This is a genomic window from Pedococcus sp. (assembly GCF_036554925.1).
GTDB lineage: Bacteria > Actinomycetota > Actinomycetes > Actinomycetales > Dermatophilaceae > Pedococcus_A.
The window spans coordinates 29,898-51,630 of record NZ_DATBMI010000125.1; the positions used below are offsets into that span (position 1 = coordinate 29,898).

General features: G+C 73.1%; 20 protein-coding genes. 4 read left to right on the forward strand and 16 right to left on the reverse strand.

The genetic code is table 11. From position 1 onward, the window contains the following. Nucleotides 1–23: 23 nt before the first annotated feature. The 9 genes from ppdK to VIB11_RS10530 all read right to left on the reverse strand — a co-directional run bounded on the left by ppdK (nt 24) and on the right by VIB11_RS10530 (nt 10,867). Nucleotides 24–2,690: a pyruvate, phosphate dikinase gene (gene ppdK / locus VIB11_RS10490; RefSeq protein ID WP_332030986.1), complete on the reverse strand. Its 2,667-nt coding sequence runs from the start codon at nt 2,688–2,690 to the stop codon at nt 24–26. Between the two features lie 53 nt (nt 2,691–2,743). Continuing rightward, nucleotides 2,744–3,445 (reverse strand): prepilin peptidase, encoded by a 702-nt coding sequence (locus tag VIB11_RS10495; RefSeq protein ID WP_332030988.1) that lies wholly within the window; start codon nt 3,443–3,445, stop codon nt 2,744–2,746. Beyond that, nucleotides 3,442–4,245: a shikimate dehydrogenase gene (locus VIB11_RS10500; protein ID WP_332030990.1), complete on the reverse strand. Its 804-nt coding sequence runs from the start codon at nt 4,243–4,245 to the stop codon at nt 3,442–3,444. The genes VIB11_RS10495 and VIB11_RS10500 overlap by 4 nt, the downstream gene beginning before the upstream one ends. Further along, nucleotides 4,239–5,390, reverse strand: a complete 1,152-nt coding sequence (mltG, locus tag VIB11_RS10505; protein WP_332030991.1) for an endolytic transglycosylase MltG — start codon at nt 5,388–5,390, stop codon at nt 4,239–4,241. The genes VIB11_RS10500 and mltG overlap by 7 nt, the downstream gene beginning before the upstream one ends. Further along, complete coding sequence (ruvX, locus tag VIB11_RS10510; RefSeq protein ID WP_332030993.1) at nt 5,387–5,890, reverse strand: Holliday junction resolvase RuvX; 504 nt, start codon at nt 5,888–5,890, stop codon at nt 5,387–5,389. Before ruvX ends, mltG begins: the two co-directional genes overlap by 4 nt. A 7-nt stretch (nt 5,891–5,897) precedes the next feature. Beyond that, the gene (gene alaS, locus VIB11_RS10515) at nt 5,898–8,591 is read right to left on the reverse strand and encodes an alanine--tRNA ligase (protein WP_332030995.1); all 2,694 of its coding nucleotides are present in this window, start codon (nt 8,589–8,591) and stop codon (nt 5,898–5,900) included. 104 nt (nt 8,592–8,695) lie between these two features. Beyond that, nucleotides 8,696–9,004 carry a DUF6167 family protein gene (locus VIB11_RS10520; RefSeq protein WP_332030997.1) on the reverse strand — a complete coding sequence of 103 codons (309 nt, stop codon included), beginning with the start codon at nt 9,002–9,004 and terminating at the stop codon, nt 8,696–8,698. 5 nt (nt 9,005–9,009) lie between these two features. Then, complete coding sequence (locus VIB11_RS10525) at nt 9,010–9,393, reverse strand: DUF948 domain-containing protein (RefSeq protein ID WP_332031024.1); 384 nt, start codon at nt 9,391–9,393, stop codon at nt 9,010–9,012. Nucleotides 9,394–9,472: 79 nt separating this feature from the next. Then, entirely contained in the window at nt 9,473–10,867 is a 1,395-nt protein-coding gene (locus VIB11_RS10530) for a replication-associated recombination protein A (protein ID WP_414695808.1), read from the reverse strand. A 19-nt stretch (nt 10,868–10,886) separates the two neighbouring features. Here VIB11_RS10530 and VIB11_RS10535 point away from each other — a divergent pair, with 19 nt between their 5' ends. From VIB11_RS10535 to VIB11_RS10545, 3 genes are all read left to right on the forward strand, one after another. Then, nucleotides 10,887–13,094 (forward strand): MMPL family transporter, encoded by a 2,208-nt coding sequence (locus tag VIB11_RS10535; RefSeq protein ID WP_332030999.1) that lies wholly within the window; start codon nt 10,887–10,889, stop codon nt 13,092–13,094. Continuing rightward, nucleotides 13,091–13,843: a GNAT family N-acetyltransferase gene (locus VIB11_RS10540; protein WP_332031001.1), complete on the forward strand. Its 753-nt coding sequence runs from the start codon at nt 13,091–13,093 to the stop codon at nt 13,841–13,843. The genes VIB11_RS10535 and VIB11_RS10540 overlap by 4 nt, the downstream gene beginning before the upstream one ends. 93 nt (nt 13,844–13,936) lie before the next feature. Further along, nucleotides 13,937–14,761 (forward strand): alpha/beta hydrolase, encoded by an 825-nt coding sequence (locus VIB11_RS10545; RefSeq protein ID WP_332031003.1) that lies wholly within the window; start codon nt 13,937–13,939, stop codon nt 14,759–14,761. A 75-nt stretch (nt 14,762–14,836) separates the two neighbouring features. On the opposite strand, the gene VIB11_RS10550 is transcribed toward VIB11_RS10545, so the two are convergent. Genes VIB11_RS10550 through aspS form a run of 3 tightly spaced genes read right to left on the reverse strand, consistent with a single transcriptional unit; the run spans nt 14,837 to nt 17,574 of the window. Further along, entirely contained in the window at nt 14,837–15,265 is a 429-nt protein-coding gene (locus VIB11_RS10550; protein ID WP_332031005.1) for a VOC family protein, read from the reverse strand. Between the two features lie 10 nt (nt 15,266–15,275). Then, nucleotides 15,276–15,728: an AraC family transcriptional regulator gene (locus VIB11_RS10555; RefSeq protein WP_332031007.1), complete on the reverse strand. Its 453-nt coding sequence runs from the start codon at nt 15,726–15,728 to the stop codon at nt 15,276–15,278. A 52-nt stretch (nt 15,729–15,780) separates the two neighbouring features. Next, nucleotides 15,781–17,574, reverse strand: a complete 1,794-nt coding sequence (gene aspS, locus VIB11_RS10560; protein ID WP_332031008.1) for an aspartate--tRNA ligase — start codon at nt 17,572–17,574, stop codon at nt 15,781–15,783. Nucleotides 17,575–17,779: 205 nt separating this feature from the next. On the opposite strand from aspS, the gene VIB11_RS10565 reads away from it, so the two are divergent. Continuing rightward, nucleotides 17,780–18,664, forward strand: coding sequence for a hypothetical protein (locus VIB11_RS10565; RefSeq protein WP_332031010.1), 885 nt, complete (start codon nt 17,780–17,782; stop codon nt 18,662–18,664). On the opposite strand, the gene VIB11_RS10570 is transcribed toward VIB11_RS10565, so the two are convergent. From VIB11_RS10570 to VIB11_RS10585, 4 genes are all read right to left on the reverse strand, one after another. Further along, nucleotides 18,637–19,035, reverse strand: coding sequence for a YchJ family protein (locus tag VIB11_RS10570; RefSeq protein ID WP_332031012.1), 399 nt, complete (start codon nt 19,033–19,035; stop codon nt 18,637–18,639). The two genes, VIB11_RS10565 and VIB11_RS10570, sit on opposite strands and share 28 nt — an antisense overlap. Further along, nucleotides 19,032–19,751, reverse strand: a complete 720-nt coding sequence (locus VIB11_RS10575) for a VOC family protein (RefSeq protein WP_332031014.1) — start codon at nt 19,749–19,751, stop codon at nt 19,032–19,034. The genes VIB11_RS10570 and VIB11_RS10575 overlap by 4 nt, the downstream gene beginning before the upstream one ends. Nucleotides 19,752–19,803: 52 nt before the next feature. Continuing rightward, complete coding sequence (locus VIB11_RS10580) at nt 19,804–20,514, reverse strand: NUDIX domain-containing protein (RefSeq protein ID WP_414695809.1); 711 nt, start codon at nt 20,512–20,514, stop codon at nt 19,804–19,806. A gap of 1 nt (nt 20,515) precedes the next feature. Further along, nucleotides 20,516–21,733, reverse strand: a 1,218-nt coding sequence (locus VIB11_RS10585; RefSeq protein WP_332031016.1) for a CTP synthase, incomplete at its 5' end; no start/stop codon positions are given.

Genomic DNA, 21,733 nt, shown 5'->3' on the forward strand with positions numbered 1-21,733 from the left:
CCGCGCCCCCGCCGGGGAGCCCGTCATCTGGGAACGGCGCGGGCCGCCTCGAGACGCGCGATCGGCACCCGGAACGGCGAGCACGACACGTAGTCCAGACCCACACCCTCGAAGAAGTGGATCGACTCGGGGTCGCCCCCGTGCTCCCCGCACACACCGAGGTGAAGGTCCGGCCGCGCCGCGCGGCCTCGCTGCGCGGCATACCTGACCAGGGCCCCGACACCGTCGACGTCCAGCGTCTCGAACGGCGACACCCCGAACACGCCCTTCTCGAGGTAGGTCGAGAAGAACGAGCTCTCGACGTCGTCCCGGGAGAAGCCCCAGGTCATCTGGGTCAGGTCGTTGGTGCCGAACGAGAAGAACTCCGCCGTGGCGGCGATGCGGTCCGCGGTCAGCACGGCGCGGGGCAGCTCGATCATCGTCCCCACCGTGTAGGGGATCTCGCGGCCGGCGGCGTCCTGGACCTCCGCCGCGACCCGCTCGACCTCGGCCCGCACGATCTCGAACTCCTCGGCCGAGGCGACCAGCGGCACCATGATCTCCGGCCTGGGGTCGCCCCCGGCCTCGAGCCGGGCGGCGGCGGCCTCGAGGACCGCCCGGGTCTGCATCGCGAACAGGCCCGGCAGCGCGATGCCGAGGCGCACGCCGCGCAGGCCCAACATCGGGTTCTGCTCGTGCATCCGCTTCACCGCCTCCAGGAGCCTGTGGTGGCGGCTGTCCGGGTTGCCGGCGTCGTCCTCGTGGGCCACGAGGACCGCCAGGTCGGTGAGGTCGGGCAGGAACTCGTGGAGAGGCGGGTCGATGAGCCGCACCGTGACCGGCAGGCCGTCCATGGCCTCCAGGATGCCGATGAAGTCCTCCCGCTGGCGCGGCAGCAGCGCCTCGAGCGCCGCCTCCTGCTCCTCGTGCGTCTCCGCGATGATGAGGTGCTCCACCAGCTCGCGGCGGTCGCCCAGGAACATGTGCTCGGTGCGGCAGAGCCCGATGCCCTGCGCCCCGAAGCGGCGGGCCCGGGCGGCGTCGTCGGGGGTGTCCGCGTTGGCGCGCACCTCCATCCGGCGGGTGCGGTCGGCGTGCTCCATGAGGCGGGCGACCGCCCGGACCGTCTCGTCGTCGGCGGTGGTGTCGCCCTCGAAGTGCCGCACCACGAGCGAGTCCATGACCGGCACCTCGCCGGCGAAGATGTCGCCGGTCGTGCCGTCGATCGAGATGACGTCCCCCTCGCTGACGACCGTGCCGTCCGCGCACGTGAAGCGGCGCGCCCGCACGTCCACGTCGAGCGACTCGGCCCCGCAGACGCAGGTGCGGCCCATGCCCCGGGCCACGACAGCCGCGTGCGAGGTCTTGCCGCCGCGGCTGGTGAGGATGCCCCGGGCGGCGACCATGCCCTTGAGGTCGTCGGGGTTGGTCTCGCGCCGCACCAGGATGACGTCCTCACCCCGCTCGGCCCACTCGGCCGCGGTGTGCGAGTCGAAGACCGCCCTCCCCACCGCAGCCCCGGGTGAGGCGTTCATGCCCGTGCCCAGCAGGTGCCGCTCGTGGCGGTCGTCGAACCGCGGGAACATCAGCGTGGCCAGCTGGGCGCCGTTCACCCGCTGGAGCGCCTCGTCGAGGTCGATCAGGCCCTCGTCGACGAGCTCGGAGGCGATCCGGAACGCCGCCTGGGCGGTCCGCTTGCCGACCCGCGTCTGCAGCATCCACAGCGTGCCGTGCTCGATGGTGAACTCGATGTCGCACAGGTCCCGGTAGTGCCGCTCCAGGGTCGCCATGATCCCCAGCAGCTCGTCGTAGCACGCCTTGTCGATGGTCTCGAGGTCGTGCAGCGGGACGGTGTTGCGGATACCGGCCACGACGTCCTCCCCCTGGGCGTTCTGCAGGTAGTCGCCGTAGACCCCCTGCGCCCCGGTCGCAGGGTCCCGGGTGAAAGCCACACCGGTCCCGGAGTCGGCGCCGCCGTTGCCGAACACCATCGCCCCGACGTTCACCGCCGTGCCGAGGTCCGCCGGGATCCGCTCCCGCCGGCGGTAGATCGTGGCCCGCTCGGTGTTCCACGAGTCGAACACCGCACGGATCGCGAGGCCGAGCTGCTCGCGCGGGTCCTGCGGGAAGTCGCGTCCGGAGTGCTCGCGCACCAGCCCCTGGTAGGTCTTGACCAGCCCGCGGAGGTCCTCGGCCGTGAGGTCGAGGTCGCTGGACGCCCCACGCTCGTCCTTGAGCCGGTCGAGCTCCTGCTCGAAGTCGTGGGAGCCGAGCCCCAGGACGGTCTGGCCGAACATCGACAGGAGCCGCCGGTAGGAGTCCCAGGCGAAGCGCTCGTTGCCGCCGCTCTGGCGGATCAGACCCTCGACCGAGTGGTCGCCGAGCCCGATGTTGAGGACGGTGTCCATCATGCCGGGCATCGAGAACTTCGCGCCCGAGCGGACCGACACCAGGAGCGGGTCGTCGGGGTTCCCGAGGCGGCGGCCCATGCGCTCCTCGAGCCGCGCGAGGTGGCGGTCGACCTCCTCGGCCAGCCCCTCCGGCTCGTGCCCCTCGGCGAGGTAGACCCGGCAGGCGTCGGTCGTGATCGTGAACCCCGGCGGCACCGGCAGGCCGAGCCGGGTCATCTCCGCCAGGTTCGCCCCCTTGCCACCGAGGAGGTCCTTCTGGTCCTTGCCGCCCTCTGCGAAGTCGTACACGTAGCGCCCCATGGGCTGATCATGGCCGAGGACGGCGTGGAGGGGAACGGCTTTGGGGCCCCCGCTCAGACGGGGACGAGGCGGTACTCCAGCGCCAGGGCCGCGAAGGCCCCCAGCAGCATGGCGGGGCCGAAGGCGATGTGCGAGCGCAGGCCCGCGCGCTGGGCCACGATCATGACGATGGCGATGACCCCGCCGGCGACGAAGCCGGCGAGCAGGCCGAGCAGCGCCGTGCCCAGCCCGAGCCAGCCGAGCACCAGGCCGATGAGACCGGACAGCTTGACGTCACCGAAGCCCAGGGAGGCCGGTGAGATGAACGCCATCACGAAGTAGAGCGCGTAGAGGGCGGACATCCCGATGAGCGCGTCCAGCATCGGCCGCCAGTCCCCCGCTCCGAGGGTGGCGCAGGCGAGGAGCGCCAGCAGCGCAGGATAGGCGGGGAGCACCAGGCCGTCGGGCAGGCGGTGCACGTCGATGTCGATCCAGACCAGCGCGACCGCGAGCCACCCGAAGAACAGGTATGCCGGGAGCGCGGCCCAGCCGGCCGTGTCACCGATCCGCCAGGCCAGGAGGCCCCACACCAGCGCCAGCGCGGGCGCCGGCCACCAGCGTGCGCGCGGCAGCGCAGGACCAGCCTCGTCCGACTCGATGCGGTAGCCACCGGTGCCCAGGATCCGCCCGGTCGCCCACCCCAGCACGCCACCGGCGACCACCAGCACGGCGACGGCCCATGGCGGCGCCCCCGCGCCCTCCCCCAGGGTGATCACCCCGCAACCGCCCCGCCTGCCGCCGCGAGCATCGCGTCGAGGGGCGGCTCGTGACCGGTCATCAGGCGCACCTGCTCGGCGGCCTGGTGCACCAGCATGGCCAGCCCCGAGACCACGGTGAGTCCCGCGCCGGAGGCGGCCCGGGCCAGCGGGGTGGGCCAGCCCGCGTAGACGACGTCGAGGAGCGTGCCCTCCAGCACCCGGCCCGCGAGGGCCTCGGCGGCAGACGTGGAGGCACTCGCCGGCAGCGTGCTGACGACGAGCCCACCCTCGTCGGCCCAGTGGTCCAGGGCCACCTCGTCCAGGTGGACACCCAGCGCCGCCGACATCCGGGCCGTCTCCGGGCGGACGCCGGAGCGCACGGCGACCCGCACCTGCGACACGCCCAGCTGCTGCAGGGCGGCGATGGCGGAACGCGCCGTGGCGCCCGAGCCGAGCACCGTCGCGCAGCCGCGCGCGCCCGCAGGAGCCAGCGCGGCCACGATGCCGTGCACGTCGGTGTTGTGGGCGTCCCACTCCCCCGTCGCCCGCCGCACCAGGGTGTTGACCGCCCCGGTGCCGCGCGCCGCGGCGGACACCTCGGAGGCCACCTCGAAGGCGACCTCCTTCAGCGGCATGGTGAGGCTGAGCCCGCGCCACGACGCGTCCAGGCCGGCCACGAACGGCAGGAACGCCACCTCGTCGACCTCGTGCGCGGCATACCGCCACTGCTCGAGCCCGAGGGCGCGGTAGGCAGCCCGGTGGAGCAGCGGGGACAGGGAGTGCGCGATCGGCGAGCCGAGGACGGCCGCGTTCAGCACTTGCCCGGGTTGTCCCGACACCACTGGTTGAACTGGTTGACGTTGGCCTGGTGCTCGGCGGGGGTCGTGGCGAAGCGGGTCTCGCCCGTGTCGGGGTTGACGGTCACGAAGAACAGCCACGAGCCGGCCGCGGGGCTCGCAGCGGCGGCGATGGACGCCGCACCGGGGTTGTTGATCGGGCCGGGGGGCAGGCCCTGGACGCGGTAGGTGTTGTAGGGACTGGCGCTCTGGCGGTCGGCGTCGGTCGTCCCGGCCTTGCCGCGCTTCTTCACGGCGTAGTGCACCGTGGAGTCCATCTGCAGCAGGCCCTTGGTGGGGCCCGTCGTGTCCTTCAGCCGGTTCTCGATGACCCGGGCCACCTTGGCCCGGTCGGCGTCTCCGCTGACCTCACCCTCGACGATCGAGGCGACGATCATCGTGCGCTCCATGTCGGCCTCGGCCACCCCCGCCTTGTCCAGCTCGGACACGGTCTTCTTGACCATCGTCGCGAGCTGCTCGCGCGCGGTCGCCTTGGCGGGGAACTCGTAGGTGGCGGGGAAGAGATAGCCCTCGAGGTTGCCCTTCGCCGAGGCCGGCAGGCCCAGCGAGGCCGGGTCCTTCGCCGCCGCCTGGTACTCCGCCACCGGCACCTTGGTGCCCTTGGACAGCGCGGCGAAGACCTCGGTGGCCCACAGCCCCTCCGGGATGGTCACCCGCGGCACGGTCCGGTTCTTGGGGTTGACGAGGATGGCGAGCGCGTCCTTGGCCGCCATCTGCTTCTTCAGCGTGTAGGTGCCCGGCTGGATGGCCGCCGCGCGGGAGTCCGCCTGGGCCGCCTCGAGGAACGCCTTGGAGGTCTTCACGACCCCGGCCTTCTGCAGGGACGTGCCGATGGCCCGGCCGGAGTCGCCCTCCTGGACGGTGACCTGGACCGCGCCGGAGCCCGGCCCGGTGAAGTCGTTGCTCGCCGTGAGGTCGGCCACCACGGGACGCAGCACGGTGTACGCCGCGAACACGGCGCCGCCGACGATGGCCAGCGCCAGGGCCAGCACGATGAACCGGCGCCCGCGACGACGCTTCGGGCGACGGGAGGCACGGCGGCGCGCGGCCCGGCCCTCCGGCTCGTGCGCACCGAAGATCGACTGCTCGAGGTGCGGCTCGGTCATCGACCTCTGTCCTTCGTCCGGGGCTTGCGCCCATCTGGCCTGACGAGTTCTCCGGGCGGCCGCCCGGTCGTGCGCTCCGCGTCCAGCCCCGCCTGGAGGATCAGCACGGCTGCGGCCTGGTCGACCACGGCCCGCTGGCGCCGCCCGCCGACCCCGCTCTCGCGGAGCGAGCGGTGGGCGTCGACCGTCGTGAGCCGCTCGTCCACGAGCCGAACGCCGACAGGGGCGATGCGCACCGCCAGCCGACGAGCATACTGCCGGGCCTGCGCCGCGGCGGGACCCTCCTCGCCCGCGAGTGTCCGGGGCAGCCCCACCAGCACCTCCAGCGCCTCGTGCTCGGCCACCGCCCGCGCGATCTCCTCGAGGTCGGCGTCCTCGCCGGTGGCATCGCGCTGCACGGTGCGCACCGGGGTGGCCAGCAGCCCGGAGGGGTCGCTGGCCGCCAGGCCGACGCGCACGCTGCCGACGTCGACCCCGAGCCGCACCCCGGACCGCGTCACGAGGTCGTCACCCGGCGGCCACGGCGATCTCTGCGTCGACCCGCCCGAGCGCCTCACCCGTCCTGGCGGGGTCGGTGCCGCCCCCCTGCGCGAGGTCGTCCTTGCCGCCCCCTCCACCACCGAGGGCCTGTGCCGCCACCCTGACCAGCGCACCGGCCTTGATGCCGCGCTCGCGCGCGGCGGCGTTGGTGGCGACGACCACGACCGGCCGGCCCTTGGCGACGCCGGTCAGGGCGACGACCGCCGGCCCTGCCTCGCCGAGGCGGTGCCGCAGGTCGAGCGCCATGGTGCGCAGGTCGTCTGCGCCCGCGCCGTCGCCGGCGTCGTGGGTGAGCACGCGGACGCCGCGGACGTCCCGGGTGTAGTCGAGCAGCTTCCCGGTCTGCGCCATGACCTGCTCCTGGCGCATCTTCTCGATCTCCCGCTCGGCGTCCTTGACCCGCGCGAGCAGCGAGGCGATGCGCTCCTTGAGCTCGCCCGGCTGGACCTTGACCAGGTCGGTCAGCTCGGCGACGAGGGCACGCTCCTTGGCCAGGTAGTGCAGCGCGTCCATGCCCACGAACGCCTCGAGCCGTCGCACGCCCGAGCCGACGGACGACTCGCCCGTGACGGTGAGCGCACCGATCTGCGAGGAGTGCTGCACGTGGGTGCCACCGCACAGCTCACGCGACCAGGGGCCACCGATCTCGACGACCCGCACCATCTCGTCGTAGGTCTCGCCGAACAGCGCGAGGGCGCCCCACTCCCGGGCCTCGGGAAGGGTCATGTACTGCGCGGAGACCGGCAGGTCGCCTCGCACGGCGAGGTTGGCGACCTCCTCGATCTCGCTGCGGGTCGCCGGCGACAGGGCCTGGTTCCAGGCGAAGTCCAGGCGCAGGTAGCCCGGCTTGTTGTACGAGCCCGACTGCAGCGCCGAGGGGCCGAGCACCTGGCGCAGGGCGGCGTGGACGACGTGCGTGCCCGAGTGCGCCTGGCAGGCGGAGATGCGCCACTCCGGGTCGACCTCGGAGATGACCTCGGCGCCGGTGCGGACCGGCCCCTGCAGCACCTCGACGGTGTGCGCGATGAGGCCCTTCACCGGCCGCTGCACGTCGACGACCCGAAGGTGTGCGCCGTCCGCGGTGATGATCCCCTCGTCGGCGACCTGGCCGCCGGACTCGGCGTAGAAGGGCGTGCGGTCGAGGATCACCTGGCCGCGCTGGCCCGGCTCGAGCTCGTCGACCCGCCGCCCCTCGTGCACGAGACCGACCACGTGGCCCTCGCTCGTGAGCTCCTCGTAGGCGCGGAACTCGGTGGCGCCGCGCTCGCGGAGCTCCTTCCAGACGTGGGTGTCGGCGTGACCGGCCTTCTTGGCCTTGGCGTCGGCCTTGGCCCGGTCGCGCTGTTCCTGCATCAGGCGCCGGAAGCCCTCGCGGTCCACCGCGAGGCCCTGCTCGGCGGCCATCTCGAGGGTGAGGTCGATCGGGAAGCCGTAGGTGTCGTGGAGGGAGAACGCCTGCTCGCCGGCGAGCTGAGTGCCACCCTCGGCCTTGGTCCTCGCGACGGCGGTGTCGAGGATCGTCGTGCCCGAGGCGAGGGTGCGGCGGAAGGCGTCCTCCTCGGCATACGCGATCTGCGAGATCCGGCCGAAGCCGTCCTCGAGCTCGGGGTAGGACTGCTTCATGCGCTCCAGCGAGACCGGGAGGAGGTGCGGCAGGCTGGGCTCGTCGAACCCGAGCAGGCGCATCGAGCGCACCGCCCGGCGCAGCATCCGGCGCAGGACGTAGCCGCGGCCCTCGTTGCCCGGGGTCACGCCGTCGCCGATGAGCATCAGCGACGAGCGGATGTGGTCGGCGACCACACGCAGCCGGACGTCGTCAGGGTGGCTGTGCGCCGCGTCGTGGCCGGAGTGCGCGCCGTACTTCTTGCCGGTCATCTCCGCGGCCCGCTCCAGGACCGGGTAGACCTCGTCGATCTCGTACATGTTGTCGACGCCCTGCAGGATGGAGGCGATGCGCTCGAGCCCCATGCCGGTGTCGATGTTCTTCTTCGGCAGGTCGCCGGAGATGTCGAAGTCGACCTTGGTGCGGACGTCCCCGAGCGAGGACTGCATGAAGACGAGGTTCCAGACCTCCATGAAGCGGTCCTCGTCGACGGCCGGGCCGCCGTCCGGGCCGTACTCCGGGCCGCGGTCGACGTAGATCTCACTGCACGGTCCACCGGGGCCGGCCACCCCCATGTGCCAGTAGTTGTCGGCCAGCCCGCGGCGCACCACGCGCTCCTTCGGGATGCCGGTCAGCTGCACCCAGAGGTCGGCCGCCTCGTCGTCGTCCTCGTAGACGGTCGCCCACAGCTTGTCCGCCTCGATGCCGTACCCGCCCTGCGTCTGCGAGGTGGTGAGCAGCTCCCAGGCGTACTCGATGGCGCCGGCCTTGAAGTAGTCGCCGAAGGAGAAGTTGCCGTTCATCTGGAAGAACGTGCCGTGCCGGCTGGTCTTGCCGACCTCCTCGATGTCACCGGTGCGCACACACTTCTGCACCGACGTGGCGCGCTGCCAGGGCGGGCTCTGCTGGCCGAGGAAGTACGGCTTGAACGGCACCATGCCCGCGTTGACGAAGAGCAGGTTGGGGTCGTCGTAGATGAGTGGGGCGGAGGGCACCACGGTATGGCCCTTGCCCTCGAAGAAGGAGAGCCAGCGGCGCCTGATCTCGGCGGTTTCCATGGGGGTTACGTCCTTTGGAGCATGCACGTGCGGGCATGACGATGGTACGGGTCGGGTCTGGGCGGGTTGCGGGCGACGGCGGGGCGCAGCGGTGGCACTGGCCCCTAGCGAGCTCGCGAGTCGAAGCGGCCGGTCGGGTCGTCGAGCAGCCGCCGGGCCGCCTCGGGGTCGAGCCGGCCCGCCTCGACGTCCTCGGCCGTGCCGGTGTCGATGCCGAGGGCGAGCCGGAGCTCGTCCTCGCGCTCGGCCATGCCCTCGCGGATGGCGTCCGCGAGCTCACGCAGGCCCTCGCCGAAGTCGGACAGGCCGTGGGCCACACCGGCAGGGGTGTAGGCCTCGGCGGCCTTGCCGACCTTGCGTACGGCGTAGACACCGGCCGCGGCGCCGAGGGCGATCCAGAACAGACGCGCCATGCCGGTCAGCCCCTCCGCCTGCGGCGGGCGCCGCGGGTCGGGCGTGCGTTGCCGCTGAGGGCGGTGCGCACACCGTAGGTGAAGGCCGCCACCTTGACCACGGGCGAGCCGAGCGTCGCGGCGAAGAGGGCGGTGAGGGCGCTGGCGTTCGTGGTGATGGCCGAGACGTTCGTCGTGATGCCGTCGACCTTGGCGAGCTGGTCGTTGGTGAGCGAGACGGTGTCGGTGAGCTTGATGAGCGTCGGCTGGACGTTGTCGGTCGTGCTGCGCACGCTGACCCGCGTCTCGTCGAGGATCTTGCCGGCCTTGCCGATCACGCTCCCCAGCCGGAACACGAGGAACGCGAACGCGAGGGCCGCGATCATGCCGGCGATGTCGCCCAGACTCACATCCATGGCGGCAACCCTACCCGCTGGCCGGGGGCGAGCCCGCCCGCCGCGACGGGCGGCCCCGAACACGCTCGCGACGTCAGCTGCCGCGGATCCGCTCGCGCAGCCACTGCCACCGCTGGGTGAGCCGCTCCTCGAAGCCGCGCCCCGTCGGCCGGTAGTAGTCGGCCCTCCCCTCGAGGTCGTCGGGGAGGTACTGCTGGCGGGCCACCCCGTCCTCCTCGTCGTGGGCGTACACGTACCCCTCGCCGTGCCCGAGCCTGGCCGCTCCGGCATACCCGCTGCCCCGCAGGTGGGCGGGCACCGCTCCACCACGGCCCGCTCGGATGTCGGCGATCGCGGCGTTGACGCCGAGGTATGTGGCGTTGCTCTTGGGCGCCAGGGCGTTGTGGACCACCGCCTGCGCCAGGATGATGCGGGCCTCGGGCATGCCGATCTGGGCGACCGCGTGCATCGCCGCCACGGAGGTCTGCAGGGCGGTCGGGTCGGCCATCCCGACGTCCTCGCTGGCAGCGATGACGATGCGCCGGGCGATGAAGCGTGGGTCCTCCCCCGCCTCGAGCATGCGCGCGAGGTAGTGCAGCGCGGCGTCGACATCGGAACCCCGCATGGACTTGATGAGCGCGGAGGCCACGTCGTAGTGCTGGTCGCCGGTCTTGTCGTAGCGGACCGACGCGTGGGCCACGGCCTGCTCGACGTGCGCGAGGGTGATCGGGGCGGGCCCGTCCGTCTCGGCGCCCGGGGCGATCTCGTCGAGCGCCACACCTGCCGCCGCCTCGAGCGAGGTCAGCGCGCGCCGCGCATCGCCGCCCGCGATCCGCACGAGGTGGCTCGTGGCCTCGGGTGCGAGGGTGAGCTCCCCCGCCAGACCCCGCTCGTCCGCGACCGCGGACTCCAGCACGTCGGCGACCTCGTCGTCGCTGAGCGGGCCGAGGGTGATCAGCATCGAGCGGGACAGCAGCGGGGCGATGACCGAGAAGGAGGGGTTCTCCGTGGTCGCCGCGACCAGGATCACCTGGCGGTTCTCGACGCCGGGGAGAAGGGCGTCCTGCTGGGCCTTGGTGAAGCGGTGGATCTCGTCGAGGAAGAGCACTGTCTGGCGGTCGTACATGTCCCGCTCACGGGCCGCGGCGTCCATGACCGCCCGGACGTCCTTGACCCCGGCGGTGACGGCGCTCAGCTCGACGAAGCGGCGTTCAGCCGCCGTGGCGACGAGGTGGGCCAGGGTGGTCTTGCCGGTGCCGGGTGGGCCCCAGATGATCGCCGACAGCGGACCGGCCGCCCCGCCGGAGCCCTCGATGAGCCGCCGCAGCGGGCTCCCGGGGCGCAGCACGTCGGCCTGGCCGCGGACCTCCCCGAGGGTGCGCGGGCGCATGCGGACCGCGAGCGGCGGAAGGGCGGCACCGGGGGCCGCGTCGCGACCCCGCTCGGCCGCAGACACGGCGAACAGGTCGTCGTCAGCGCTCGCTACCACGGGTGGCAGGCTATCCCCCGTGACCGACCTCCACCCCGACCGCCGTCGCTCGGCGCTCTCCCACCTCGGGGCGCGGGTTGCCCGCCGCCCCCTCGTCGTGGTCGCCGTGTGGCTCCTCGCCGTGGGGGCCGCCTTCGCCAGCGCGCTGGGCCTCGTGACCGGCGAGTCGCTCTTCGACCGGCTCGGCTCGGGCGAGCCGACGGTCGCCGGGGAGAACCTCACCGGCCGGGACCTCCTCACCGCCGCGGGCGAGACCGGGACGACGCGCTACATGCTCCAGGTGACGGGGGTCGACGCCGACTCGCCCGAGGTGGCGCGGGCCGGGCAGGCCGCGGCCCGCGACCTCTCGGCCATCGAGGGCGTCGAGGCCGTGGCGATGCCGTACGTCGTGCCCCAGGGGATGGACAGCCCCCAGGCCGCGGTGCTCTTCAAGGACGAGCGCCCGTCCTCCGACGGCTTCCTGACCGTGGTCACCCTCGACCCCGAGCTCAGCGACGAGGACGGCACGAGGGTCCGTGAGCAGGTCGACCGGGAGCTCGACGCGATGCTCGCCGCGATGCCCGGCGCGGAGGGGGCGACCGGCGGCCTCACCGAGCTCATCGACTCGATCACCCACCAGGTCGAGCAGGACCTGCGGACCGGCGAGGGCGTGGCGCTCCCGGTGAGCTTCCTGCTCATGGTGCTCGTGTTCGGCGGCTTCGTGGCTGCCGGGATGCCGATCCTGGGGGCCATCGCCTCGATCGGCGGGGCGCTGGCCTCCCTGCTGGCCTTCTCCTACGCGATCGACCTCGACGCCTCCGTCGTCAACGTGGTCACGGTCCTGGGCCTCGGCCTGTGCATCGACTACGGCCTGCTCACCGTGAGCCGGTTCCGCGAGGAGCTGCGCGCCCGCGCCCAGGGGATCCCCGCCAGGGACATCACCCGCGAGCAGATCGAGGCGGCCACCGCCCGCACGGTCGACTCCGCCGGGCGCACCGTGGTCTTCTCGGGCCTGACCGTGGCCATCTCGCTGGGCGGCCTGCTCGTCTTCGAGGCCCCCATCATGAAGGCGATCGGCTCGGCCGGCCTGTCCGTCGTGCTGGTCGCCATGCTCGTCGCCGTCACGCTCGTCCCGGCGCTGTGCGCGCTGGGGGCCCGCCGGCTGCTGCGCAAGGGCACCGAGCAGGCCCCCGAGCACGGCATCTTCTCCCGGCTCGCGGTCTGGGTCCACGACCGGCCGGTCCCGATCATCGTCGGCGTGCTGGCGGTCCTCATCGCGCTGGCCCTGCCGGCCCTGGGCATGCGCCTGACGTCCTCCGGGGCGGAGATGCTCCCGCCGGACGCCGAGCAGCGGGTCTTCTTCACCGACCTCGCGACGCACTACCCCACGGTGAACGGACCCGACCTGCGCGTGGTCGCCCAGACCACCCCCGAGGAGGCGGTCGCCTACGCCGCGGCCCTTCCGGAGCTCGACGGCCGGCCGGTCACCGGGGTGCCGGAGCGGATCAGCGACAGCCTCAGCGCGATCGGCGTCGACGTCCCCGGCGGCCCCCTGGACGAGGGGGCCCGCGAGATGGTCCGCCTGCTGCAGGCCGACCGCCCCGACTTCCCGACCCACGTCGTGGGCCAGGCGTCCGGCCTGCAGGACTTCACGGACTCGATGCTGGACCGGGCGCTGCTGGCCTTCGCCCTCGTCGCGCTGGCGACGCTCGTGCTGCTGTTCCTGATGACCGGGTCGGTGGTCATCCCGGTCAAGGCGCTGCTGCTGAACATCGTCTCCCTGGGGGCGAGCCTGGGTGTCCTCGTGTGGGTGTTCCAGCAGGGGCACCTCGAGGGGCTGCTCGGCTTCGACTCCGTCGGCGCGATCGAGTCGATGATCCCCCTGCTGGTCCTCGCGTTCGGTTTCGGCCTGTCAATGGACTACGAGGTGTTCCTGCTCTCGCGGATCGTCGAGCTGCACGAACAGGGGTACAGCAACGACGACGCGGTCGTCATGGGCCTGCAGCGCTCGGGCCGGATCATCACCTCGGCGGCGGTCCTCGTCGTCATCGTCTTCTCGGGTTTCGTGACGGGCCAGCTGCTGGTCATCAAGCAGACCGGCGTCGGCCTCGCCGTGGCGGTGCTGCTCGACGCGACGCTGGTGCGCATGCTGCTGGTGCCCGCGACGATGTCGGTGCTCGGCGACTGGAACTGGTGGGCGCCGCGCCGCCTGCAGAAGTGGCACGCCCGCTTCGGGATCACCGAGTGAGCCTGCGCGAGCTCGCGACCCACGAGGACCTGCTGGAGGCCTCGGGCGACAGCGCGTTCGTCCGCTACGACATCCCCACCCCGCTCGCGCGGCCCGGGTACGCCCTGGGGAGGGCCGTCGCGCTCCCCAGGCAGACCCACACCCGACGCCTCGGGCTCCTCGTCATCGGCCCTCCGGACGACGCGGGCCGACTCGTCGGCGCCATGGCGGCGGAGGGCCTGCACCCGGCCGACCTCGCGCACGTGACCGTCTCCCGCGGCTCGCTGGCCGCCGTGGGTGAGCACCTCCCGCTGGGCGACGGGAACGAGTGGGAGTGGATGTATGCCGTGTCCGCCCCGCCGCCCGTGGCCCGCGAGGAGGAGCTGGTCGCGCTGGGGCAGGAGCACCTCCCCGAGATCGCGACCTTGCTCGCGGAGGCCAACCCGCGCACCGACGCCAGGCCCTTCGACCTGCCGGACCAGCACTGGGTCGGGAGCCGCGACGGCTGCGGCCGGCTGGTCGCCTGCGGGGTGCGCGAGCCGAACGTCGCCGGCCGCCCGATCCTCTCGGGCATCACCGTGCGGGCCTCCCACCGCGGGCGCGGGCTAGGTCTTGCCGTCACGGCACACCTGACCCGCGCAGCGGTCCACGAGTCCGGCGTCTGCACGCTCGGGATGTACTCCGACAACGACGTGGCGCGCCGGGTGTACCACGGCCTCGGCTACCGCGGCGACCACCTGTGGTCCAGCCGGCGCCTGCGGCGCGGCTGAGGCCGACCGCAGCCGGTCCGTCCTCGGCGCGCACGGGCTGCTCCGGTGCGCCTAGATTCGTGGTGGACGCCTTCCACCGACGAGAGGACCGCCATGCCGACCGTGACCAACGGCAACGTCGACATCCACTACGAGGACACCGGCGGCGAGGGCCGTCCCGTCGTCCTGATCCACGGCTGGCCCCTCAGTGGCGCCTCCTGGTCGGACCTGACCCCGGCCGTGCGCGACGCCGGCTACCGCGTGGTCGCCTACGACCGGCGCGGCTTCGGCCGGTCCGCCAAGCCCGGCGAGTCCTCCTCCTACGACTACGACACGCTCACCAGCGACCTCGACGCCCTGATGACGGCCCTCGACCTCCGCGACGCCAGCCTCGTCGGCTTCTCGATGGGCGGCGGCGAGGTGGCCCGCTACGTCGGCACCCACGGGCAGGACCGGGTGCACAGCGTCGTCTTCGCCGGTGCCATCCCGCCGTGCCTGCTCAAGGACGACGAGCACCCCGACGGCGCCCTCGACCTCGACACCGTCGCGCAGATGCAGCAGGGCCTGCGGGCCGACCGCGAGGGGTTCCTCGACGGCTTCCTGACCAACTTCTTCTCTGCGGACGGCGAGCTGAAGGTCACCGAGGAGCAGCGGCAGCAGGCCCTTGCCCTGGCCGCCGAGGCAGACCTCCACGCGGCCGCGGAGTGCATCCGCTCGTGGGTCACCGACTTCACGGGCGACCTCGCCGCGATCACCGTGCCGACGCTCGTGGTCCACGGCGACAGCGACGCCATCGTGCCGATCGAGGTCTCGGGTCGCCGCACGCACGAAGCGGTGGCCGGCAGCGACCTCGTCGTCATCGAGGGCGGGCCGCACGGGCTCAACACCAGCCACGCGGCCGAGTTCAACGCGGCAGTCCTGGAGTTCCTCGCCCGCTAGCCGCGGTGTGCCGCCCGCTCGCCCGAGCGGGCCGCACACCCATGCGCGTGGCCGGGCGCGCCGCCAGGCGCCCGGTCAGCTGAAGTCCGACGGCGTGTACTCCCGCGGCTCGACGAGGACCAGCCAGTTGCCGGAGTTGTCACGGCAGACCGCCTCGACGCCGTACGGCCGCTCGGACGGCGGCTGCAGGAACTCGACCCCGCGGGCGCTGAGCTCCTCGTAGGTGCGCTGGCAGCTGTCGACGTTGAGGCCCAGCCCGTGCATGGTGCCGTTGGCCTGCGCCCGCTTCATCGCCTCGACCAGCTCGGGCGGGTGCGGCGGGCCAGGCACGGCGAGGCTGACGTTGAGCTCCGGCTGGCTGGGGTGCACGACCGTGCACCAGCGGTAGCCGTCACCGAGCGTGATGTCGTCCTTCTCCTCGAAGCCGAGGACGTCGGTGTAGAACTTCTTGGACTCGTCGATGTCCTTCACGAAGACGCTGACGATGGAGATGTTGGTGATCATGGGGACCACGCTAGGGACCGTCGGAGGGTTCCCGCTTCTCCGCGATTGCGGAGCGTTCGGCGAAGCCCCACATGAACACGAAGCACCCCGGGATGCGAGGGGCGCCGGTCGCGGCATACCTGCGCTGGAAGTCGCTCGGGGTCTCCCCCACGAGCGCCCGGAAGCGGCTGCTGAACGACCCGAGGCTGCTGAAGCCGACGGCGTGGCAGACCTCGGTCACCGTGAGGTTGGTCGCGCGCAGCAGGTCCTGGGCGCGCTCGATCCGCCGTTGGGAGACGTACTCCCCCGGTGTGAGCCCGTAGGTCGCCCGGAACAGGCGCAGGAAGTGGTACTTCGACAGCCCGGCCGTGGCCGCGAGGAGGTCGAGGTCGACGGGCTGGGCGTACTCGCGGTCGGCGAGGTCCCGCGCCGCGCGCAGGTGCGCGAGGACGTCGTCGGGCGCTCGCGGGGTCTTGGCCGGCACGGGGCCATTCTCCGGCACATCGCCTCCCGGGCCCTCGGGAGCGGGGTGGGCCTCAGGCCTCCTCGCGCGGCTCCGGGGTGGCGTCGACGCCGGCCTCCTTGCGCTGCTCCGGCGTGATCGGTGCGGGCGCGGCGGTCAGCGGGTCGTAGCCACCCCCGGACTTCGGGAAGGCGATGACGTCGCGGATGGACTCCGAGCCCGCCAGCAGGGCGACGATGCGGTCCCAGCCGAAGGCGATGCCGCCGTGGGGCGGGGCGCCGAACTGGAAGGCGTCGAGGAGGAACCCGAACTTCTCCTGCGCCTCCTCCTCGGACAGGCCCATGACGCTGAACACGCGCTCCTGCACGTCGCGGCGGTGGATACGGATCGACCCGCCGCCGATCTCGTTGCCGTTGCACACCAGGTCGTAGGCGTAGGCCAGCGCGGGGCCGGGGTCGGTGTCGAAGGTGTCGAGGTACTCCGCCTTCGGCGACGTGAACGCGTGGTGCACCGCGGTCCAGGCGCTGTAGCCGAGGGCGACGTCGCCCGAGGCCTCCGCGTCGGCGGTCGGCTCGAACAGCGGCGCGTCGACCACCCACAGGAACGACCAGGCGTCCTCGTCGATGAGGTTGCAGCGGCGCCCGATCTCGAGGCGGGCGGCGCCGAGCAGGGCGCGGGAGGCCTTGGTCGTGCCCGCGGCGAAGAAGACGCAGTCACCGGGCTGGGCGCCGACGTGGGCGGCGAGGCCGTCGCGCTCGGCGTCGGTGAGGTTCTTGGCGACGGGCCCGCCGAGGGTGCCGTCCTCCTGAACCAGAACGTAGGCCAGGCCCTTGGCGCCGCGCTGCTTGGCCCACTCCTGCCAGGCGTCGAGCTGCTTGCGCGGTTGTGAGGCGCCACCGGGCATGACGACCGCGCCGACGTACTCCTGCTGGAAGACGCGGAAGGTGGTGTCCTTGAAGAACTCCGTGCACTCCACCAGCTCGGTCTCGAAGCGCAGGTCGGGCTTGTCGGTGCCGAAGCGGCGCATCGCCTCGAGGTAGGTCATCCGCTCGAACGGCGCCTTCACGTCGACGTCGATGAGCTGCCACAGGGCCGTGGCGATCGCCTCGCCCAGCTCCAGCACGTCGTCCTGGTCGACGAACGACATCTCGATGTCGAGCTGGGTGAACTCCGGCTGGCGGTCGGCACGGAAGTCCTCGTCCCGGTAGCACCGGGCGATCTGGTAGTAGCGCTCCATGCCCGCGACCATCAGCAGCTGCTTGAACAGCTGGGGGCTCTGGGGCAGGGCGTACCAGCTGCCCGGTGACAGGCGGGCGGGCACGAGGAAGTCGCGGGCGCCCTCGGGGGTCGAGCGGGTCAGCGTCGGGGTCTCGATCTCGACGAAGTCGCGCTCCTCCAGCACCCGGCGGGCCGCCGCGTTGACCTTCGAGCGCAGACGCAGGGCGTAGCCGGCGGAGCCGTTGCCGGGCCGGCGCAGGTCGAGGTAGCGGTGCTTGAGCCGGGCCTCCTCGCCCACCGTCACGCGCTCGTCGATCTGGAACGGCAGCGGGGCACTGGGGTTCAGGACCTCGATGGCACCCGCGATCACCTCGATGTCGCCCGTGGGCAGGTCGGGGTTGGCGTTGCCCTCGGGCCGGGCCCTGACCTCGCCGACGACCTTGACGACGTACTCGTTGCGCAGGTCGTGCGCTCCACCCTCGGCGAGCACCTCGTCGCGGGCGACCACCTGCGCGACGCCGCTGGCGTCACGCAGGTCGAGGAAGGCCACCCCGCCGTGATCGCGCCGCCGGGCCACCCAGCCCGTGAGCGTGACGGTCTGGCCGGTGTGGTCGGCGCGCAGGGTGCCGGCCTCATGGGTGCGGAGCACGAGGAGTCCTTCGATCGGGTGTGGGCGGGCGCGCGGCCCGGTGGCCGCAACCCGCCCAACCAACGGACCGGGCCACACGGCATACGAATCGGTTTGTCAGGTGCTGGTGCGGCACCGGGCCGCGGCCGTAGGCTCCCCCCGTCGCGACCCCGGCGGCAGCAGGCCGCGCGGGATGACACGTCGACCTGACCCCAGGAGCGACGCCGTGACCGACCCCACCTCCCCCACCCTCGCCGCCGGCTTCCCCGAGGGCTCGGTGCCCCGCCGGCTGCTCGACCGCCTCGACCGGCTCGGCACGGAGCTGCACCGCCGAGGCGACGCCCTGGCCCTGCTCGGGCTCGGCTCGGTCGGCCTCGACACCCACCGGCTCGACGAGCACTCCGACGCCGACTTCTTCGTCGTGGTGCAGGACGAGGCGGCGCGCGAGCGCTACCTCCGGGCCATCGACTGGCTGGAGGCACTGGCCCCGGTGGCGTACTCGTTCGAGAACACCCCCGACGGGCGCAAGGTGCTCTTCGCCGACGGCCTGTTCGCCGAGTACGCCGTGTTCACGCTGGAGGGGTTGCGCGCGGCGGCATACCCGCCGGCCCGCCTCGTGTGGCGGCGTGACGACGCCCCCGAAGGGCTCGAGGCTCCGGCCGTGCCGCTCCCGCCGGCGGCCACGACCGCCGCCCACCAGGTCGGCGAGGCCTTGACCAACCTCTGGGTCGGGCTGCACCGCGACCTGCGCGGGGAGCGGCTGAGCGCGACGCGGTTCGTGCAGGGGCATGCCGTGGACCGGCTGGTCTCGCTCCTCGGGCTCCTCCACCCGGGCGGTCCCGGCCAGCAGGACCCGTATGCCGTGGAGCGCGGGGTGGAGCGGCGGTTCGGTCCCGACCTGCTCCCCCTGCCGGACCTGGCCCCGGGCTACGACCACAACGACCGGGCGGCGCTGGCGATCCTCGGGTGCCTGGAGCGGTGGGGGTCGGTCGACGCCGAGATGGCCCGGCAGGTGCGCGACCTCGCGGAGCGGGTGCGCGCTGCGCGGGAGGAGCGGCCCCAGCCGGGCGCTCAGTCGAGCGCTCAGTCGAGCACGGTGCCGTCGAGGTAGACCCAGCGGCCGCCCCGGCGGACGAACCGGCTGCGCTCGTGCAGCGCGCCGCCGCGGTAGGCGGCTCGGAACTCCACCTCGCCGGAGTCGTCGGACGCGCCGCCCCCGCTCGTGCGGAGGATGGTCAGGCCCAGCCAGTCGGGGTCGTCGTCGCCGAGCTCGAGCGCGTCGGGGCGGGTCCTCGGGTGCCAGGTCCGCACGAGGTGGCCGGCGTCGCGGACGACGAACGCGGCGTAGCGCGAGCGCATCAGCTGCTCGGCCGTCTCCGCGACGGCCTCGCCGCGGTGCAGCCTGCCGCAGCACGCGGCATACCCGTCACCGCTCCCGCACGGGCACGGACCGGTGTCCGAGCCGCGCCCGAACACGCTCACGCGGCGGGGGCGGGCAGCACGCAGAACTCGTTGCCGGACGGGTCGAGGAACGAGGTCCAGGGCAGGTCGCCCCAGTCGTGCTCGAGCCGGCGGGCGCCGGCGTCCCGCACGCGTTCCAGCACGGCCTCACGCTCGTCACCCGGCTCGAGCCGGACGTCGAGGTGCAGGCGGTTCTTGCCGGCCTTGGGCTCGTCGGTCGCGAAGAACTCGAGGATCAGGCCGCGGCCGGAGGGGTGCCGCAGCGACACCGGTGCCGACCCGTCGTAGACCTGCCAGCCGGTGAGGTCGGCCCAGAACCGGCCGTCGCGCTCCGGGTCGTCGCCGAGGACCGGCACCGCCGCGACGGGGCCGGTGTCGCGGTAGGCCGCCCGCTCCTCCATGACGCAGAAGGGCATCCCCTCCGGGTCGGCGAGGACGACCCAGGGGACGTCGCCCTGGCCGATGTCGCACGGGACGGCCCCCAGGGCGAGCAGCCGCTCCACGACGGCCTGCTGCTCGTCACCGCCGTGGAGGTCGAGGTGCAGCCGGGGGTGGCTGGTCGTGGGGCTGGCCACCGGCTGGAAGCACAGGTCGAGGGTGGGCCCGCCGTCGACCGTGAGCCGGGTCTCGTAACCGTGCTCGTTGTCGGTCAGCGTGGTCGCGCCGACCGCGGCCTCCCAGAAGCGCCCGAGGCGGTGCGGGTCCACGGCGTCGAAGACGAGGTTCTCGAGGAACATGGGCCCGAGCCTAGGGGCAGGGCGGGCGCAGGCGTGGGTCAGGCCGTGCGGGTCAGGCGCCGCGGTGGGCCGGGTGCTCCGGCCACGGTGCGTCGTGCGGGCGCAGCGTCGACCAGCCGCGCTCGCGGGCGGCGTGGGCGGCGAGCAGGCCGACGACGGCGCTGGGGTTGTGCAGGCGTCCGGTGAGCACCGCCTCCTGGGCCTCGTCGAGGTCGACCCAGCGCAGCGGCATGCCCAGCTCCTCCCCCTCGCGCTCGTGCCGCTCGTGGTGGGGCACCTCCGTGAGGTCGCGGGCGAGGTAGACCCGCAGCGCCTCGTCCATGCCGCCGGGCGAGGAGAAGTAGTCGGCGAGGACGTGCCAGGTGGCGGCGCTGAGGTCCGCCTCCTCGTGGAGCTCCCGGGCGGCGGCCACCCAGGGGTCCTCGCCGTCGACGTCGAGCAGCCCGGCGGGCACCTCCCAGAGATAGCCGCGCACCGGGTGGCGGTACTGCTGCACCAGCGCGACCCGGCCCCGGTCGTCGAGGGCGACGACCGAGACAGCGCCGGGGTGCCGGACGAACTCGCGTGTCACCTCCCCGGCGTCGCCGAGGTCGACCGTCTCACGGACGACGTCCCACACCATGCCGTGGTGCAGGACCTCGGACCGGACGACGGGCCGGGCGCCGATGCGGTCGGCCAGCGGCTCGACCTGGTCCACCGGCTCCCGCTCCACCGGCTCCCGTGCATCCAGCTCCGGCTGCCCCTGCTGCTCGGCGCCGGGCACGTCAGGCCGTGGCGTCGGCGGTCTCGCGCGGGCGCTCGACGTCGAGCAGCCGCGACTCGCGCTGCCGGTCGATCGCCGCCCCGACCAGGCCCGCGAACAGCGGGTGGGCCCGGTGCGGGCGCGACTTGAACTCCGGGTGCGCCTGCGTCGAGACGTAGTAGGGGTGCATCTCGCGGGGCAGCTCGACGAACTCGACGAGCCCCAGGTCGGGGTGCGTGCCGCTGATCACGAGCCCGGCCTCCTCGAGCTGCGAGCGGTACTCGTTGTTGACCTCGTAGCGGTGCCGGTGGCGCTCGTGGACCGTCGTGGTGCCGTAGACCTCTGCCGCCAGTGAGCCCTCGACGAGGGTGGCCGGCTGCGAGCCCAGGCGCATCGTGCCGCCGAGGTCGCCGGCGCCCTCGACGAACGCCTTCTGCTCCTCCATCGTGGCGATGACCGGCGCCGGGGTCTGCGGGTCGAACTCGGTCGAGGAGGCGCCCTCGATGCCGGCGACGTCCCGGGCGAACTCGATCACCATGCACTGCAGGCCCAGGCAGATGCCCAGGGTCGGCACCTGGCGCTCGCGGGCCCACCTCAGCGCGCCGAGCTTGCCCTCGATGCCGCGGATGCCGAAGCCGCCGGGCACGAGGACGGCGTCCACGCCGCCGAGCGCCTTCTGTGCGCCGGCCTCGGTCTGGCACTCGTCGCTCGCGACCCAGCGGATCTGCACCTTGGCGTCGTGGTGGAAGCCGCCTGCGCGCATCGCCTCGGTCACCGACAGGTAGGCGTCCGGCAGGTCGATGTACTTGCCGACCAGCGCGATCTCGACGTCGTGCTCGGGGTTGTGGACCCGGCGCAGCAGGAGGTCCCAGTCGGTCCAGTCGACGTCACGGAAGTTCAGCCCGAGACGGCGGATGACGTAGGCGTCGAGGCCCTCGGTGTGCAGCACCTTGGGGATGTCGTAGATGCTCGGCGCGTCGACCGCGGCCGCGCAGGCCTCGGTGTCGACGTCGCACATGAGCGAGATCTTGCGCTTGATCCCGTCGGGGATCTCGCGGTCCGCGCGGAGCACGAGCCCGTCGGGCTGGATACCGACCTGCCGCAGCGCCGCCACCGAGTGCTGCGTCGGCTTGGTCTTCAGCTCGCCGCTGGGCGCCAGGTACGGCACCAGCGACACGTGCAGGTAGAAGCAGTTGTCCCGGCCCACGTCGTGGCGGACCTGCCGGATCGCCTCCAGGAA